Raw genomic sequence first — 15,671 nt, forward strand, 5'->3', positions numbered from 1 at the left:
TCCTTCCAGAAAGTATTAACAGAACGTAGCCAGCACTATCCTTACTTCACTGTTATCACTCAAATTGATTAAACTGATGTTCACTATCAAGGAAAATGATTTTCATCGAGTAGATCTTAATCTGCTGACTGTGCTGTTAGTTCTTAAGCGGGAAGGCAGTGTGTCTCGTGCCGCACAAAAGCTTCATCTGGGTCAGCCGGCAGTGAGCCAGGCTCTGTCCCGGTTACGGACAATGTTTAACGATCCGCTATTTGTGCGCACGGCACAGGGCATGGAGGCGACCGCTCGCGCTGAAGCGCTGATCGCTGAGCTGGGTCCGTTGATGGAGCAGATGCAGAGTGTGCTTTTTCAGCCTGCATCTTTTACGCCTTCAGAGGCGACCCATGTTTTACGGCTGGGGATGAGCGACTGGGTTGAACGCTGGCTGATGCCGGCATTGTATGCCCGCATCATGCGCGACGCGCCAGGCATAACGATTAAGGTCATTGCCAGTGACCCATTCCGGGATGTGGAACTCGTTGCACGAGGGGAGATAGAGCTTGCGATTTCGGTTGGTGAAAATACGCCAGCCACGTTGCGGCGCGAGAAGCTGGTGTCACACAGCTTTTGTACGCTGTGGCACCCCGAACAGCTTTCACTCCCCGTGCCGCTGACGCTGGAAAATTACGTGGCGCATGAACATGTTCTGGTTTCCTATCGTGGGGCGGCCTGGAGCGCCATTGATACCCGGCTATCGGCATTAGGAAAAGCACGTTCGATTCGCTACGTGACGCCGCACTTTTCCTCTTTGCCACCGCTGCTGTCGCGCATCCCCGCGCTAGCCACCGTTCCCGCCGGACTGGCCGACGACTGGGTTGCCCATTACGGTTTATGCTGCAGCCCTGTTCCGGTTGAAACTCCAGAGATAGCTTTTTCGCTGCTTTGGCATAAGCGTAGTGATAACGATATGCCTCTGAGCTGGCTTAAAGGAGAGTTGCGCAGCGTGATGAGAGATGAAAACGTAGTTTCAGGGCAGGCATTGTCCAGAGTCAGACCCTGAACTGGCCCGGCTGAGGCCTTGCCGCCTCGCTGGTGGTATTGATAAAGCTTACCTATACTCCAGGTGCAGCAAAAGCTGCCATCCTACCTGGAGTTACCCATGAAAAGCGTTAATCTGAACGTTTCAAAAGATCAGCAAAAAAATTCTGACAAGAAGTCTGGGTCCGACACCAAAAAGCCAAAACAGGATAAAAAATAGCGCTTCGCTAACATCCTTTACTGCCGTTTATCGTGCTGGAGGTCCTATGTCCGAACGCCCCGATATTCTTGACCCGTTACCTTCTGACAGACCGGACCGGGACGATCCCGACCGTTATCCGCCAGATGATATCGACCCCATTGACCCTGACGATCCCGATTTCGACGATCCTGATATCGATGACCCCGATATTGACGATCCCGATCGTACAAGGCCTCTCTAAGAACAGCCGCCTACGGGCGGCTTTTTGCTGCCCTGGTATTCACTCTATTGTCACAAAGACGGCCTATTAATAGACCTGATGGAATAAGATGTTGCCTAAACCGCTAATAAAGGTAGTTACATTTTCCTTTTTTAGGACTAATACTAGTCGCGGTGGTTTCTGTGAGAAAATTAGGTAGTCAAAATGAAAAGAAAAATGCTGTTATCGTTACCGCTCCTCATTGTGGCTGGCGCGGTGTGTACCGGTTTTATGTACAATAATAAACCCGCTTACATTACGAAAGCTGAATCTCGCGTCGACTCCTATCTCTCCAACAGCTACGGTCCGGGGAAGTGCGGCATCTCGCCAGCACAACAGGGCCATTGGGATATGGAGTGTCAACGTCGTGGTGGTAAGCTGGTGTTGAAGTACGCGGTCTATCCAGCAGATAAAGCCCCTTATGCGGTCGCGACGGACTACTATCTGGTCGCAGTGAACGACGAAGCGAAAAAGAGCGCGACTATGGGTCTGATGCGCTATCTGAAGATCGATACCGGTGTACAAAAAGGGTAGGGTCCGCCAAAACAGGCCAGGCGCAGTTTTCACCCGGTAATGTGTCATTGCCTGATGGCGCTGCGCTTATCAGGCCTACCTGTTTTCATAAAGCGAATGTATCTTTTGTCATTAATCAATATTTGTTAATTGATGCCGTTTTATTGTTGATGCTCTCTTGTCTACAGAGCAACCTCTATGTTTAAAACTCGACGCTTAGTCAGCCTGCTGGCTGGCATAGCCTTTGTTGCAGGCGGCACTGCGCTCGCCAAAGGTCCCGCTATTTCCGATGCCCAAATAAAAGAAAATATTATTAAAGAGTCTATTGCCGAGTATCCCGGTACCTGCGCTTGCCCATTTAACCGAGCGCGCAACGGCAGCTCATGCGGCAAGCGGAGCGCCTGGAGCAAGGCCGGGGGCTATTCACCTGTTTGTTATAAAGATGAAGTCACTAAAGAGATGATTAAAGCCTGGCGGGAAAGCCGGTAGGCCGGGTAAGGCGTAGCCGCCACCCGGCGTTGCGGGGTTAACATCTCTCCGCCCGGTGGCGCCACGCTTACCGGGCCTACATGCCGTGCTGTTTAACCTTTGTTAAGAAACGCTGTGCGATGATAGTGCCGATCCGCTATTCCGAATAATGAACCCCGGAATAAGGTACAGAACAAAATAGATCTATCCATGCAAGCATTTACCGCCAGTATCACTGGCGGTTTTTTTATGCCTGATTTTTACGATACTCCCGTGGGGAGAGGGCGAAACGCTGGCGAAAATGATGGCGCAACGAGGCGGCGGTAGCAAACCCTGCCTGGGCTGCCACCTCCTCCATACTGAGATCGGCGTTAGCCAGCAGCGTCCGGGCGCGCGCCAGACGCTCCTGTAGGATCCAGCGTGCCGGCGTGGTTCCGGTTGCCTCATCAAAACGACGCAAAAAGGTGCGGGGACTCATGCCAGCGAGCTTCGCAAGGGAGGCCACCGAGTGCGTGGCGGCAAGCTGACGGTGAAGATAATCGAACACCTGTCCAAGCCGCTGGCTCTCTCGCGATCTGGCGACTGGCCGAACGATCTGCTGACTTTGCGAGCCGTCGCGATGGGGCTGAACGACCAGCCGGCGGGCAACGTTATTGGCGACGTCGGTGCCGTAGTCGAGGCGCACCAGATGCAAGCAGAGATCGATACCCGCCGCGCTGCCTGCCGACGTCAGCACGCTCCCCTCATGATAGTAGAGCGCGTCATCAAGCACCTCGATGGCGGGATAGCGCTCCCGCAGCAGAGGCGTATAGCGCCAGTGGGTTGTGGCACGCTTGCCGTTAAGCAGTCCGGCGGCCGCCAGCACAAAAACCCCGGAACAGATGGACATCATTCGACAGCCGCGCCCATTGGCCTCGCGCAGTGCCTGACACAACGCCTCCGGGACCGGGCTATCCGCGCCGCGCCAGCCAGGGATAATGATGGTATCGGCCTGTGCCAGCAGCCCCAGGCCACCGTCGGCTACCAGCCGGACACCCCCGGTGGCACGCAATTCACCTTCCTCTACCGACGCCACGGCAAAACGGTACCAGTTCTCCCCCAGTTCAGGGCGCGGCAGGCCAAATATCTCCACGGCGATGCCGAATTCAAACGTGCAGAGGTCATCGTAGGCAACCACCACGACCAGCGGTCTGGTGGAAGGTAAGGTTGTCATTATCCTGGCGTTTTCTGGCATAGCGGTAGGCGGTGGGTCGATGAAGTTTAGGTTAGCTTAGTGTTAACACAACCAAGGAGAAACTACCATGAGCTACGTAAGCGAATTTCTCGCTGCCTCCCCAGCGCAGGCCGTTGCGCATTTTCAACAGCGCCTGAGCGTTGAAACCGACTGCGCCGATGTCCACCATGCGTTAACCCACCAGCAGCAGGATTTCGCCTTGCTGCACGTGGTTGGCAGCGCTGAGGCCTTTGCTAAACGCCATCTGCCTGGCGCGGTGCACCTTCCGCATAGTCAGATGACCGAGGAGAAGATGCGTGAGTGGCCCACTGGGACGCTGTTCGTTGTCTACTGCGCCGGGCCACACTGCAACGGTGCCGATCGTGCCGCGCTGAAACTGGCGAAGCTGGGCCTGCCAGTCAAGATCATGATAGGCGGTATCACCGGCTGGGAAGATGAGGGCTACTCCTTCGCCAGCGGTGATTAGCGTTAGCAACATGAGCATTTTTCACGTTACGTGAATTATTCTCGGTTGCATCGCGGCGAGGAGTGTGACATATTTTTAGACATGTAGCCGTCCAGAAGGCTAAATCGTTTAAATCATGAACTATCACGCCGGGTTATCATTGCCCGACGGCAAGGAGATCACCATGCAGCGTCACCACTCCCCGTTCCGCGCCGATGTTGTCGGCAGTTTCCTGCGTCCCGATGCAATTAAGCAGGCACGCATTCAGTTTGCTGCGGGGGAAATCGATGCTGGCCAACTGCGGGCAGTTGAAGACAGCGCGATCCGTGAGGTAGTTGAGCAGCAGTGCGCCTGCGGTCTGCACGTGGTCACCGACGGCGAATTCCGTCGCGCCTGGTGGCACTTTGACTTCTTTGATGGCCTGCAGGGCGTAGAGCGTTATGATTCCGAGGCGGGTATTCAGTTCAACGGTGTCCAGACCAAAGCCCACGGCGTGCGCGTGACCGGCAAGCTGGGCTTCGGCGATCATCCGATGCTGGAAGACTTCCGCTTCCTGCAGAGCATTAGCGGCAGCGCCCAGCCGAAGATGACGATCCCCAGCCCGAGCGTGCTGCACTTCCGCGGTGGCCGGAAAGATATCGACAGCACGGTCTACCCGGAGCTGGACGCCTACTTTGACGATCTGGCGACCACATGGCGCGATGCAATTCACGCATTCTATGAAGCAGGCTGCCGTTACCTGCAGCTTGACGACACGGTCTGGGCTTACCTCTGCTCAGACGATCAGCGCCGTCAGGTCCGCGAGCGCGGTGAAGATCCTGATGAACTGGCACGCATCTACGCCCGGGTACTGAACAAGGCGCTGGAGGGCAAGCCGGAGGATTTAACTATCGGTCTGCACGTATGCCGCGGTAACTTCCGCTCGACCTGGATCTCCGAAGGCGGCTACGAGCCGGTGGCTGAGGTGCTCTTCGGCCAGGTCAATGTCGACGCCTTCTTCCTGGAGTATGACAACGATCGCTCCGGCGACTTCGCTCCGCTGCGCTTTATCCGCCCCGGTAAGCAGCAGGTGGTGTTGGGGCTGATTACCACGAAAAATGGCGAGCTGGAAAACCCGGAAGGAATTGAGGCGCGCATCAAGGAAGCGGCGCAGTATGTGGATATCAATCAGATCTGCCTCAGCCCGCAGTGCGGCTTCGCCTCTACGGAAGAGGGCAACAGCCTGACCGAAGCCCAGCAGTGGGACAAGGTGCGCCTGGTGACGCGCATTGCCGAACAGGTCTGGTAATTGTTAAGAGGGGCAGATTTCCTGCCCCTTTTTTTATGCTTTTGCCGCACTGAGTCCGCTGTCCCACGGCCTGATCTGCATTCCGCGCAGCATCATCAGCCAGGCGAAAACAATCGTTGCTGCCAAAATGGCAAACAGCGTCCAGCCCGGTAGGGTAGTCAGAATAATGCCGGTGGCCAGTGGGTTCATGGCCGCGCCAAGCCAGCCGAGGGCCTGAGCTGAGAAATAGCTCGCCTTCATACCCGGCGGGGCGATATGGTCGATCAGCATGTACTCGCCCGGAGCATAAATGATCTCCCCAATAGTGAACACGGCGGCTGACAGCCCCCACAGCCAAAGCTGGCTGCCAGAGATCATAAAGCCCAGCAGGCCAAGGACAAAGCAGAGCGTGCCGACGGCCATCATCGGGCGGATATTGTTGGCTCGCAGCGTGCGGCCAATCACGTACTGGAACATGACCACGATAACCGCATTCACCGGCAGAACCAGCGCCACCACCTTCTGCGCAAAGGCGTTATCGGCCACCGCCATGACGTACTGCGAAATACAGGAGGCAAAGGAGCCACTGACGAACGAGGCCAGCACGCCGGAGAGGGTAAACCACAGCAGGGCTTTATCATGAAGCAAAAGCGACGGTGACCAGGGCTGGAGGGTTTCCTCTTCGCGTTTCACCATGACGCGCTGAACCCAGAGCTGAATAAACACCAGCGGGAAGGCAGCGCACGCCGCCGCCAGCCAGAAAGGCAGCTGGCTGCTCTGCATCACCAGCAGGGTGCCCAGCGGCGGGCCAATCGTCCAGCCGATATTGAGAAACGAGTAGTTTAGCGAGAACACTTTTGACTTCGCTGCCGGCGCCAGCGTATCGGAGAAGTAGGCTTTGACAACGGTGGCGAAGACCGAGTAGGCGCAGTTGATAATGGAGAAGAAGATCACCACCAGCACCGCATTATGACTCAGGGGAATGCCGATAAAACTGAGCACGAAGATGGTGATGGCAATGAGCATGTAGCGCTTCTTATCAAACTTATCGGCAAGAATGCCGAAGCCGAGGCTAAAGAAGACGCCGACGGTCATGGCCACGGTCATGGCCAACCCGACCCGATCAACCGCCATACCGTATTGGCTATTGAGGTAGATGGTCATAAACGGCAGCGTAGCGCCACGACCGATGGTTAACAGCAGTGATGAGGCGAGCAGTGCGATGATGGAGCGTTGCTGAGATGTGATCATGTTGTATCCGACAGTGCATTGTTTTCTATTTTTTGCGTTCACTATCAGCAATACCACGCTAAACGCGCACTGTATAGCGACCACATTTCTCGCATCGCACACGCTGACCTACCGAATATTGTGATCTGTCTCTAGACATATTTTTACGATAACGTAACATTTTTACAAAAGCTTAAACTTCAGGGGCAGGTATGACGCGGAAAGACGGACTGCTGGCATTGCTGGTAGTAGTAGTGTGGGGACTTAATTTTGTCGTCATTAAGGTCGGGCTGCACAATATGCCCCCCCTAATGTTGGCAGGTCTGCGTTTTGTGCTGGTGGCCTTTCCGGCGCTGCTGTTCGTCGCCCGGCCAAAGGTGCCGCTGCGTCTGCTGCTGGGCTACGGCCTGACCATCAGCTTTGGTCAGTTTGCCTTTCTGTTTAGCGCGATTAAGTTTGGCATGCCCACCGGACTGGCCTCGCTGGTCTTGCAGGCGCAGGCATTCTTTACCATCCTTCTCGGCGCGGCTACCTTCGGCGAGCGGCTTCAGCTGAAGCAGGTGCTGGGAATTACGCTGGCGGTGTTTGGCGTGCTGGTGCTGGCGGAATCCAGCCTCAGCGGTCAGAACGTGACCGTGCTGGGCTTTATGCTCACTCTGGCGGCCGCCTTCAGCTGGGCCTGCGGGAATATCTTCAACAAAAAGATCATGCAGCATTCATCACGCCCGGCGGTGATGTCGCTGGTGGTCTGGAGCGCGCTGATCCCGGTGGTGCCCTTCTTGGTCGCCTCGCTGATCTTCGATGGCCCGGCGCTGATGGTGCAAAGTCTGGTGCAGATTGATATCACCACCGTGCTCTCACTGATCTACCTGGCGTTTGTCGCCACCATCATTGGCTACGGGATCTGGGGAACGCTGCTCGGGCGTTACGAAACCTGGCGCGTGGCGCCGCTCTCGCTGCTGGTGCCAGTGGTAGGCATGGCCAGCGCCGCGCTGTTACTGGATGAGACGCTGAATGGTCTGCAGCTACTCGGCGCTGCGCTGATCATGGCTGGATTGTATATCAATATCTTTGGCTTTCGTCTGAGGCCGTCGGTCGCCGCACGGTAAAAAAAGCCCCGCACAGGGCGGGGCAAGAACGTATTAGCCGTGCTTAGTTGTAATAGGGCACGCCTAACTCGTCGGATTTATCACTTCCGGAACCCATATGGTTTAAGTCAAACGGTGACTGGTCATGGGCGGAAGGCATAATCATCGCGTCGCGCTGGTTTTGTTCGCCAGGGTGCTGCTGCTCCGCATTGCTATAGCCAGAAAACAGCGCCAGCAGGGTAAGGGCGGCGGAGACGGTAAACTTCATGATTTCCTCGATACGTCTAAATACAGGCGATTAACAGTTGTAATGGTTTAACGGCAGCAGATAACGGGTCTCACCGTGCATATTGGTCATGCGATACTTATGCGGCGGCACGTCGAAATAGTTTTTAAAGGTTCGGGTCAACGTCTGCTGTGACTCAAAGCCGTAGCGCTCTGCCAGGTAGAGAATCGGCTCGTTGCTCTGCTTAAGCTTCTGTGCGATTTCAGTAAGCTTGCGGCTGCGGATATAGTGACCTAATGAGTGCCCGGTCTCTTTCTTAAACATCCGTTGCAGGTGCCATTTTGAATAACCCGAACGCTCGGAGACTTTCTCCAGCGACAGCGGTGACTCCAGGTTATCCTCGATCCAGTCCAATATGCTATGAATAGTAATGGCGTCATTATTGCGTCTGGACATCATTATACCTCTTCTGTTTACGGCAGTATTTTCTTGAGCAAGTACTCAAGGGTTGCCACTTCATCTGCCGTTAAGTTTTTTGTTAGTTCCTGATGCAGGTCTTGCCCCACTAATTTATGGCCTTGCTCACAAAGCGCTGCGCCGTCAGCGGTAAGCTGGATCAGCACGCCGCGCTTGTCATGCGGATTAGGCTGGCGCTCAATCCAGCCTTTGCATACCAGTCGATCCAGCATGCGGGTAAGTGCCCCGAGATCGACAGACAGCACTTTTTTTAGCTCCACCGGCGTGATGCAGGTCGCGCAGCGGATAGAGCAGAGCACCTTAAACTGCGTCGCCGTGATATCCAGCGGCGAAAGGTAATCGTTTAATAAGCGATCTTTTTTCTGGTTGACCATGTGGATCAAGCGGCCCAGTGGGATGATTTCGTTGAACAAGTCACTGGTGCTTTTCACGATGGTTGCCCCGGCAAGTAGATTAGTCACGGCAGATATTATTGCCGGGGCAACTATAAGTCAACTGAATGCATTAGCTTATGCCACAATTTGCTAAAACGTTTCACGTACCAATTTTTTAGCAATAACTAATAAATTAATAACTGTAAGTTATACATTGGCTTAGCGTATTGTCCTCTGCACGCGCAGGGGCTTTGCGCATATAATAGTCGTCAACTATCCGCTTCACGGAGTGCACCTTATGCAGGATCTGTTCAGAGCAATTGGATTAGGGCTAGTGGTGTTGCTGCCGCTGGCAAACCCATTAACCACCGTCGCGCTATTTCTTGGCCTGGCGGGCAATATGAATGCTGCCGAACGTAACCGTCAGTCGCTGATGGCGTCGGTCTACGTATTTGCCATTATGATGGTTGCCTGGTATGCCGGGCAGGTGGTGATGAATACCTTCGGTATCTCGATTCCGGGGCTGCGGATCGCCGGGGGACTGATCGTCGCCTTTATCGGCTTCCGGATGCTCTTTCCCCAGCAGAAAGCACATGAGTCGCCGGAGGCGAAGAGCAAAACGGCGGAGCTGATAGAGGAGCCCGACGCCAATATCGCGTTCGTGCCTCTGGCGATGCCCAGCACCGCCGGGCCGGGAACCATCGCGATGATCATCAGCTCGGCTTCCACCCTGCGTCACAGTTCAACCTTTCCGGATTGGGTGATCCTGGCTGCGCCGCCGCTGATTTTCCTGCTTGTGTCGGTGATCCTTTGGGGGTGTCTGCGCAGTTCGGGTGCGGTGATGCGGCTGGTGGGTAAAAGCGGTATTGAGGCCATCTCCCGGCTGATGGGCTTTCTGCTGGTCTGCATGGGGGTGCAGTTTATTATTAACGGGGTGCTGGAGATTATCTCCAGCTACCCACTTTCGTAGCAGCAACGCCCGGCGTAAACGCTATTGGGGCTGCTCTTCCAACACCGTGGGCCAGCGGCGGAATATCACCACCGACCACACCAGCGCCGCCAGCGCGGGAACTGCGCCCACGTAACCCACGTTCGCCATCGACCAGTGCAGGCTCACCTGGTTACCCACCAGCGCGCCCGCGCCAATGCCGAGGTTAAAGATGCCTGAGAAGAGCGACATCGCCACGTCAGTGGCGTCCGGCGCCAGCGACAGAACCTTCACCTGCATACCGAGGCCGATGATCATAATCGCAATGCCCCAGAATACGCCGAGCACGGCGAGGTACGTTGTGCTGTGCGAGGCGGGGAGCATCAGCACCAGCGAGAGGGTCAGGACAGCAATGGCACCGCTCACCAGCGTCGACGCATGCAGGTTGCCCAGCTTGCCAAACAGGATGCTGCCGATGATCCCTGCGCCGCCAAGAATCAGCAGCAGGACGGTAGCGAAGCTGGCGCTCAGTCCCGCCACGTGCTGCACAAACGGCTCGATATAGCTATAGGCGGTGTAGTGCGCGGTTACCACCACTACCGTCAGCAGGTAGATGCTCATCAGCGCCGGGCGACGAACCAGCTGCGGCAGGCTTTTCAGCGAGCCGGAGTGTTCGCTTGGCAGCTTCGGCAGCAGCTTCGCCAGGCAGAGCAGGGTGATCAGCGCCCCAACGCCAATGATAAAGAAGGTAGTGCGCCAGCCGAAGTACTGCCCGACGATCCGGCCTATCGGCAGCCCGAGCACCATCGCCAGCGCCGTGCCGGTAGCCAGCAGGCTAAGCGCCTGGGCGCGCTTGCCCGGCGGTGCCACGCGAATGGCGAGCGAGGCGGTGATCGACCAGAAAATAGCATGCGCGAAGGCAATGCCAATCCGGCTTACGACCAGCACGGTAAAGTTCCACGCCAGGAAGGAGAGCACGTGGCTGGCAATAAACAGCACAAACAGTACGATCAGCAGCTTGCGCCGCTCTACCTGGCTGGTGAGCAGCATAAACGGCAGCGACAGCAGCGCCACAACCCAGGCATAGATAGTGAGCATAATGCCCACTTCCGGGGTTTGCATGCCGAAGCTATCGGCGATGTCAGAGAGCAGCCCGACAGGAACAAATTCAGTGGTATTGAAGATGAAAGCCGCAACGGCCAACGTCACGACGCGCAGCCACGCAACTTTGCGTGAAACAGTGTTCGTTGTCATAAGGTTATAGTAGTGTTGACGAGGGGAAAAGATGGGGCGATCTTAAAACGTTCACTGGCGAAAACACAACCATTTTGTGATTTAGATCTCATTTTAAACCCGTAGTAAGCACGCGTTTTTCCCTAACCTTGATGGACACCATGAAAAAACGGGAATTTATTACTCAGGATCTGCTTAGCAAGATCTTCCAGACGGCCAGCGAGCCGTTACATAAATTACCCGCCGAGCGCGAACTCGCCGAAGAGTATGGCGTTTCGCGCTACACCGTGCGGGAAGCCTTAAAAAAGCTGGTCAGCATCGGCATTATTCGTATCGTGCAGGGCTCGGGTATTTACGTCAGCGAAAACGCACGCAGCAATCCGCTGGTTTATAACTCCATCACCGAAAAACGCTTTGACCAAATGCGCTATCGCCTGCTCAGCCTGCATAAACGGCTGCCCAGCAAGGAGCAGCAGCAGGTATTTGGCATCGGGGAAAATGAGTGGCTATGGTACTTCTGCCGCCTGCGCTACGTGGACGATCGCTGCACGCAGATTGAAACCTCCAGCCTGCCGCTGGCGCGCTTTCCTGACCTCAATCAGCAGGCAATTGAAAGCTCACTGCAACGTTATGCGATCGGCAAAGGCCTGACGCTGTCCCACTTCCTCACCCACTATCAGGCGGTGGCGGTGGACAAAGCCCAGGCCGCGCTGCTGGGCTGCAAACGCGGCACGCCTGCCATGAAAATAACCAATCGCGGCATACTTTCCGGCAGCGAGGTGTGGATCTTAAGCGAGGTGATCGACATTCATTACGAATGTACCTACGTTACGCCGTTCAATGCCGACAACCTGCGCTTTCGCAGCGGCAGTTAAGGCGTGTGCATCGCCCCGTTGGGCAGGCGGCTTTGCGTCCATTCGTGTGGACGATAGACCAGCGGGAAACGCGCCAGCGCCGCTTCATCAACCTGTATACCCATGCCCGGACGATCGAGCGGATACATATACCCGCCCTCCGCCTGCGGTGCGTTGGGGAACACCGCCAGGGTATTCGCCTGCGGCGGAATGAACTCCTGAATCGCTGCGTTATGCAGGTGAATATTAAGATGGGTATTCACCGCCACGCCGACGGGGGTCATATCCGGCGGCCCATGCCACGCCAGCCGCACGCCAAAGGCCTGGCACAGCACCGCCAGCTTGAGCGCTGGGGTAATGCCGCCGATTTGCGACACATGGCAGCGAATAAAATCGATCTGCCGGTTAACGATCAAATCGTGCCACTCGGCCGGGTTGTTAAACAGCTCGCCCATCGCCAGCGGCACGCTGCTGTGCGCCCGGATCTGCGCTAACCAACCGCTCTGCTGCGGCGACACGATATCTTCCAAAAACCAGGGCTGATAAGGCTCCAGCGCCTTCGCCAGCTGAATCGCCTGCTGCGGAAAAAGCCGCTCATGCACGTCATGTAGAATATGAAAACGGTGGCCGTACTTCTCGCGCAGGGCTTTAAACATAGCGATAGTATTCGCCATGTATTCGTCCTGATCGTAATAGGCGCCCGCCGTGGGTTCGCGTGTAGCATGCAGATCCTGCGGCGTGCCGCCGTAAAAACCGAGCTGGCAGCGAATGTAGCGATAACCTTGTGAGAGCAGAGCGTCTACCTGCGGATAGAGTTCATCCATGCTTTCACCGGCAGCATGACTGTAAACCGCAATCGCGTCCTTCGATTTCCCCCCGAACAGCTGGTAGAGCGGCATGCCCGCCAGCTGGCCTTTGATATCCCACAGCGCCATATCCACGCCCGCGATAGCGTTGTTCATCACCGGACCATTTCGCCAGTAGGCGTTTACCTGCATCATCTGCCACAGATCTTCGATGTGGTTGCCATCGCGCCCCATCAACAGCGGTTTCAGGTACTCATCCACCATGGTTTTGACCGCCAGCGGCCGCTGCTGAAACGTGGCGCAGCCATAACCAACGATACTCTTATCGGTGGTGACTTTGACCAGCACCAGGTTGTGGCGATCGGGGCGGGTGATGAAACATTCAACGTTGGTGATTAAAGTGGGTGTCATGGTCGCTCCTGACGGCTGACTGAAAGCAGATTGCGGGGACTATTATTCCTGCTCTTATTTACCGATTTCCAGCACTTTATTTTGGTCCGTGCAGGGTTGGTAATTGATAAAAAAACCAGACCAATTCTACCTTATTGCTGCTCCCAGCACCTTTCTGTAAGGGTTATGTGAGCATTATCACTTTTTATTGGTCTGTTTATCGCTGCCGCCTTGTCGTAGACTTCTTCAGCATTGAACATGCCGTCACCAAGGCAGATAAGGAGCCAGCAAATGAGTAATCCAGCCATCATCAACGCGCTAATTCAAGGCGTTGGCGGTCGAGAAAATATCAATAAAGTCTGGCACTGCATGACCCGTCTGCGCTTCGATCTGGTGGATGAGGGGAAGATCAATCAACAGGCCGTGACCCAGCTTCCTGGCGTGCTGGGCGCACAGCTGCAAAGCGAGCAGTATCAGGTGATTATCGGCCCGCAGGTGAATCAGTGGTATCAACAGATCGGCGGCGAGGTAACCGCTGAGCCAACCGGCGAAGCGCCTGGCAAAGCCAAAAAAGGCTTAATCTCGCTGTTTATGGACACGGTGTCCGGCGTGTTTGGCCCTATCGTACCGGCTATCGCGGGTGCAGGGATGATCAAAGGCTTGCTGGCCGGTTTCATTGCCATGAATCTGCTGTCAGCAAAAAGCGACACCGTGATGGTGATCGATATGATCGCCAGCGGCGTGTTCTGGTTCCTGCCGTTTTTCCTTGCGGTATCCGCCGCCAAAATGTTTAAAACCAACGAATATTTAGCGGCAGCCGTGGTGGCCTGCCTGATGTATCCCTCCCTGATTGAGGCGGCTAAGCAGCTGTCGAGCGGTGCGCCGGGGGCGGTGCAGGCCTACTGGTTTGCCGGTGTGCTGCCGGTGTCGATATTCAACTACGCCTCCAGCGTCATTCCGGTCATCTTCTCGGTGCTGGCGCTGAGCTATATCCATCGCGCGGTGGATCGCGTCATGCCGGAGGTGCTGAGAACGGTGTTTACGCCGACGCTGACGCTGTTTATCACTGCGCTGGTGGCGTTAGTGGTGATTGGTCCGGTAGGCATCTGGCTGGGCAAAGGCCTGGCGTGGTGTATTCAGGGCCTGTTTGACACCTCATCGGTGCTGGCAGGGTTAATCGTGGGCGCGATCCGTCCGGTGGCGATCCTCACCGGCATGCACCATGCGATGACGCCTATTGCCCTGCAAAACTTCAGCGAACATGGCTACGACATGCTAATGCCGATGATGTGCATGGCAAACATGGCCATTGCCGGGGCGACCTTCGCTATCTGGTTCCAGAATCGTCATCGCGACGATCGCACCGTGACGCTGTCAGCGGCCATCTCCGCGCTGCTGGGCATCACTGAACCGGCGCTGTTTGGCGTACTGACTAAAGAGAAACGTGCGTTTATTGCCGCGACGATTGCCAGCAGCGTGGCGTCGGCGTTTATCGCTTTCTTTGGTGTGCGGCTGTTTGGCTACATTCTTTCCAGCATCTTCAGCCTGCCAGCCTACATCGGCCCGTGGTTCCCGTATGCCATCTCCGGCGTACTGATCTCGCTGGTAATGTCGTTTAGCCTGACGCTGCTGTTGGTGCGTCGTGGTGCGGCAGGCTAACGACAATCGACAACGATTAAGGCAGGCGGGCGATGTTTGCGGCAATGACGCTTGCCGAGTGTTGGAACTTCGCCTGCTCATCCTCAGCCAGCTGCAATTCGATAATCTGCTGGACGCCGTTCTGGGCCAGCACCGCCGGCACGCCGATGGCGATATTGTTCGCGCCATACTCTCCGTCAAGTACGCAGGAGATGGCTAACGCCCGGTGGCTGCCGGTGAAGATATTGCGGCAGATCTCGGCGATAGTCCCGGCAATGCCGTACTCGGTGCAGCCTTTACGGGCGTAGATATCAAAACCCTGACGGCGAACCTGCTCCGCCAGACGCTCACGATCTAACGCTTCACCGGTCTTGCGCCGGTAGACTTCGGCGATGGGTGAACCGTACACCGAAGAGTGAGACCAGACCGGAAACTGAGTATCGCCATGCTCACCAAGGATAAAGGCATCGATACTCTGTGCGCCAATATCCAGCGATTGGGCGAGAGAGCGGCGCAGACGGGTCGTATCCAGCCATACGCCGGTCCCAATCACCTGATTACGCGGCAGGCCAGAGAGTTTCCATACCTGCCAGGTGATAATGTCACACGGGTTGGTGGCGATCAGAAAGATGCCGTTGAAGCCGTTCGCCATCATCTGTGGCACGATCTTTTTGACGATTTTGGCCGTATTGGTCAGTTCGTCCAGCCGGGTCTGGCCGGGCTGGAGCGGCCCGCCGGAGACGGTGATCACCGCGATATCGACATCCGCGCACTCGCTGACGTCACGGGTAGAGATAGCCATCATCCCTGGCATATAGGCTGCTGCATCTGCCAGATCCTGGGCGTGTCCCTCGACGCGATCGCGGTTGAGATCGACCAGAATCAGCTCTTCGGCAATGTTCTGATTGAGCAGGGCGTAGGCAGCCGACGCACCGACGTTGCCGGTACCAATAATCATGACCTTACGGGCTTTGGTATTCATTATTTTTCCGTTAACCGTTAATGGCGACTGCTTAAAAATA

The 15,671-nt window shown here is 55.8% G+C and carries 18 protein-coding genes; 10 read left to right on the forward strand and 8 right to left on the reverse strand.

Annotation, left to right across the window (positions count from 1 at the left end; translation table 11 throughout):
- Positions 1-76: 76 nt before the first annotated feature.
- The 4 genes from NR795_RS05805 to NR795_RS05820 all read left to right on the forward strand — a co-directional run bounded on the left by NR795_RS05805 (position 77) and on the right by NR795_RS05820 (position 2,480).
- Complete coding sequence (locus NR795_RS05805; RefSeq protein ID WP_257757510.1) at positions 77-1,039, forward strand: LysR family transcriptional regulator; 963 nt, start codon at positions 77-79, stop codon at positions 1,037-1,039.
- A 244-nt stretch (positions 1,040-1,283) separates the two neighbouring features.
- Entirely contained in the window at positions 1,284-1,460 is a 177-nt protein-coding gene (locus NR795_RS05810; RefSeq protein WP_165570675.1) for a hypothetical protein, read from the forward strand.
- A gap of 195 nt (positions 1,461-1,655) precedes the next feature.
- A complete protein-coding gene (locus NR795_RS05815) occupies positions 1,656-2,012 on the forward strand; it encodes a hypothetical protein (protein ID WP_144815938.1) in 357 nt (118 codons plus the stop codon).
- A 177-nt stretch (positions 2,013-2,189) separates the two neighbouring features.
- On the forward strand, positions 2,190-2,480 hold the full coding sequence (locus NR795_RS05820; RefSeq protein ID WP_144815936.1) for a hypothetical protein: 291 nt from the start codon (positions 2,190-2,192) through the stop codon (positions 2,478-2,480).
- A gap of 226 nt (positions 2,481-2,706) precedes the next feature.
- On the opposite strand, the gene ftrA is transcribed toward NR795_RS05820, so the two are convergent.
- Positions 2,707-3,693, reverse strand: coding sequence for a transcriptional regulator FtrA (ftrA, locus tag NR795_RS05825; RefSeq protein WP_257757512.1), 987 nt, complete (start codon positions 3,691-3,693; stop codon positions 2,707-2,709).
- Positions 3,694-3,760: 67 nt separating this feature from the next.
- Here ftrA and NR795_RS05830 point away from each other — a divergent pair, with 67 nt between their 5' ends.
- Together NR795_RS05830 and NR795_RS05835 are read left to right on the forward strand one after the other, a co-directional pair.
- Positions 3,761-4,159 carry a rhodanese-like domain-containing protein gene (locus NR795_RS05830; RefSeq protein WP_257757513.1) on the forward strand — a complete coding sequence of 133 codons (399 nt, stop codon included), beginning with the start codon at positions 3,761-3,763 and terminating at the stop codon, positions 4,157-4,159.
- A 163-nt stretch (positions 4,160-4,322) separates the two neighbouring features.
- Positions 4,323-5,426: a cobalamin-independent methionine synthase II family protein gene (locus NR795_RS05835; protein WP_222890482.1), complete on the forward strand. Its 1,104-nt coding sequence runs from the start codon at positions 4,323-4,325 to the stop codon at positions 5,424-5,426.
- Positions 5,427-5,459: 33 nt separating this feature from the next.
- Here the strand turns inward: NR795_RS05835 and ydeE are convergent, their stop codons facing one another.
- Positions 5,460-6,656, reverse strand: a complete 1,197-nt coding sequence (gene ydeE, locus NR795_RS05840) for an efflux MFS transporter YdeE (RefSeq protein WP_144815930.1) — start codon at positions 6,654-6,656, stop codon at positions 5,460-5,462.
- 191 nt (positions 6,657-6,847) lie between these two features.
- Between ydeE and eamA the strand changes: the two genes are divergently transcribed.
- Positions 6,848-7,744, forward strand: coding sequence for an O-acetylserine/cysteine exporter (gene eamA / locus NR795_RS05845; RefSeq protein ID WP_144815928.1), 897 nt, complete (start codon positions 6,848-6,850; stop codon positions 7,742-7,744).
- Between the two features lie 43 nt (positions 7,745-7,787).
- Here the strand turns inward: eamA and marB are convergent, their stop codons facing one another.
- Genes marB through marR form a run of 3 tightly spaced genes read right to left on the reverse strand, consistent with a single transcriptional unit; the run spans position 7,788 to position 8,857 of the window.
- Positions 7,788-7,991, reverse strand: coding sequence for a multiple antibiotic resistance protein MarB (marB, locus tag NR795_RS05850; RefSeq protein ID WP_144815926.1), 204 nt, complete (start codon positions 7,989-7,991; stop codon positions 7,788-7,790).
- 30 nt (positions 7,992-8,021) lie between these two features.
- Positions 8,022-8,405: an MDR efflux pump AcrAB transcriptional activator MarA gene (gene marA, locus NR795_RS05855; RefSeq protein WP_144816048.1), complete on the reverse strand. Its 384-nt coding sequence runs from the start codon at positions 8,403-8,405 to the stop codon at positions 8,022-8,024.
- Between the two features lie 17 nt (positions 8,406-8,422).
- Complete coding sequence (gene marR / locus NR795_RS05860; protein ID WP_042395082.1) at positions 8,423-8,857, reverse strand: multiple antibiotic resistance transcriptional regulator MarR; 435 nt, start codon at positions 8,855-8,857, stop codon at positions 8,423-8,425.
- 241 nt (positions 8,858-9,098) lie between these two features.
- Between marR and NR795_RS05865 the strand changes: the two genes are divergently transcribed.
- Complete coding sequence (locus NR795_RS05865) at positions 9,099-9,770, forward strand: MarC family NAAT transporter (RefSeq protein ID WP_144815925.1); 672 nt, start codon at positions 9,099-9,101, stop codon at positions 9,768-9,770.
- A gap of 21 nt (positions 9,771-9,791) precedes the next feature.
- Here the strand turns inward: NR795_RS05865 and NR795_RS05870 are convergent, their stop codons facing one another.
- Entirely contained in the window at positions 9,792-10,982 is a 1,191-nt protein-coding gene (locus tag NR795_RS05870) for a sugar transporter (RefSeq protein ID WP_144815923.1), read from the reverse strand.
- A 140-nt stretch (positions 10,983-11,122) separates the two neighbouring features.
- On the opposite strand from NR795_RS05870, the gene NR795_RS05875 reads away from it, so the two are divergent.
- Positions 11,123-11,836 (forward strand): GntR family transcriptional regulator, encoded by a 714-nt coding sequence (locus tag NR795_RS05875; protein ID WP_144815921.1) that lies wholly within the window; start codon positions 11,123-11,125, stop codon positions 11,834-11,836.
- Here NR795_RS05875 and NR795_RS05880 read toward each other — a convergent pair.
- On the reverse strand, positions 11,833-13,032 hold the full coding sequence (locus tag NR795_RS05880) for an enolase C-terminal domain-like protein (RefSeq protein ID WP_257757516.1): 1,200 nt from the start codon (positions 13,030-13,032) through the stop codon (positions 11,833-11,835). The two genes, NR795_RS05875 and NR795_RS05880, sit on opposite strands and share 4 nt — an antisense overlap.
- A gap of 270 nt (positions 13,033-13,302) precedes the next feature.
- On the opposite strand from NR795_RS05880, the gene NR795_RS05885 reads away from it, so the two are divergent.
- Complete coding sequence (locus NR795_RS05885; RefSeq protein WP_257757517.1) at positions 13,303-14,670, forward strand: PTS transporter subunit EIIC; 1,368 nt, start codon at positions 13,303-13,305, stop codon at positions 14,668-14,670.
- A gap of 16 nt (positions 14,671-14,686) precedes the next feature.
- Here the strand turns inward: NR795_RS05885 and NR795_RS05890 are convergent, their stop codons facing one another.
- Positions 14,687-15,631, reverse strand: coding sequence for an L-lactate dehydrogenase (locus tag NR795_RS05890; RefSeq protein WP_257757518.1), 945 nt, complete (start codon positions 15,629-15,631; stop codon positions 14,687-14,689).
- Positions 15,632-15,671: the final 40 nt, after the last annotated feature.

This window comes from Pseudescherichia sp. L3, from assembly GCF_024656065.1.
GTDB lineage: Bacteria > Pseudomonadota > Gammaproteobacteria > Enterobacterales > Enterobacteriaceae > Pseudescherichia.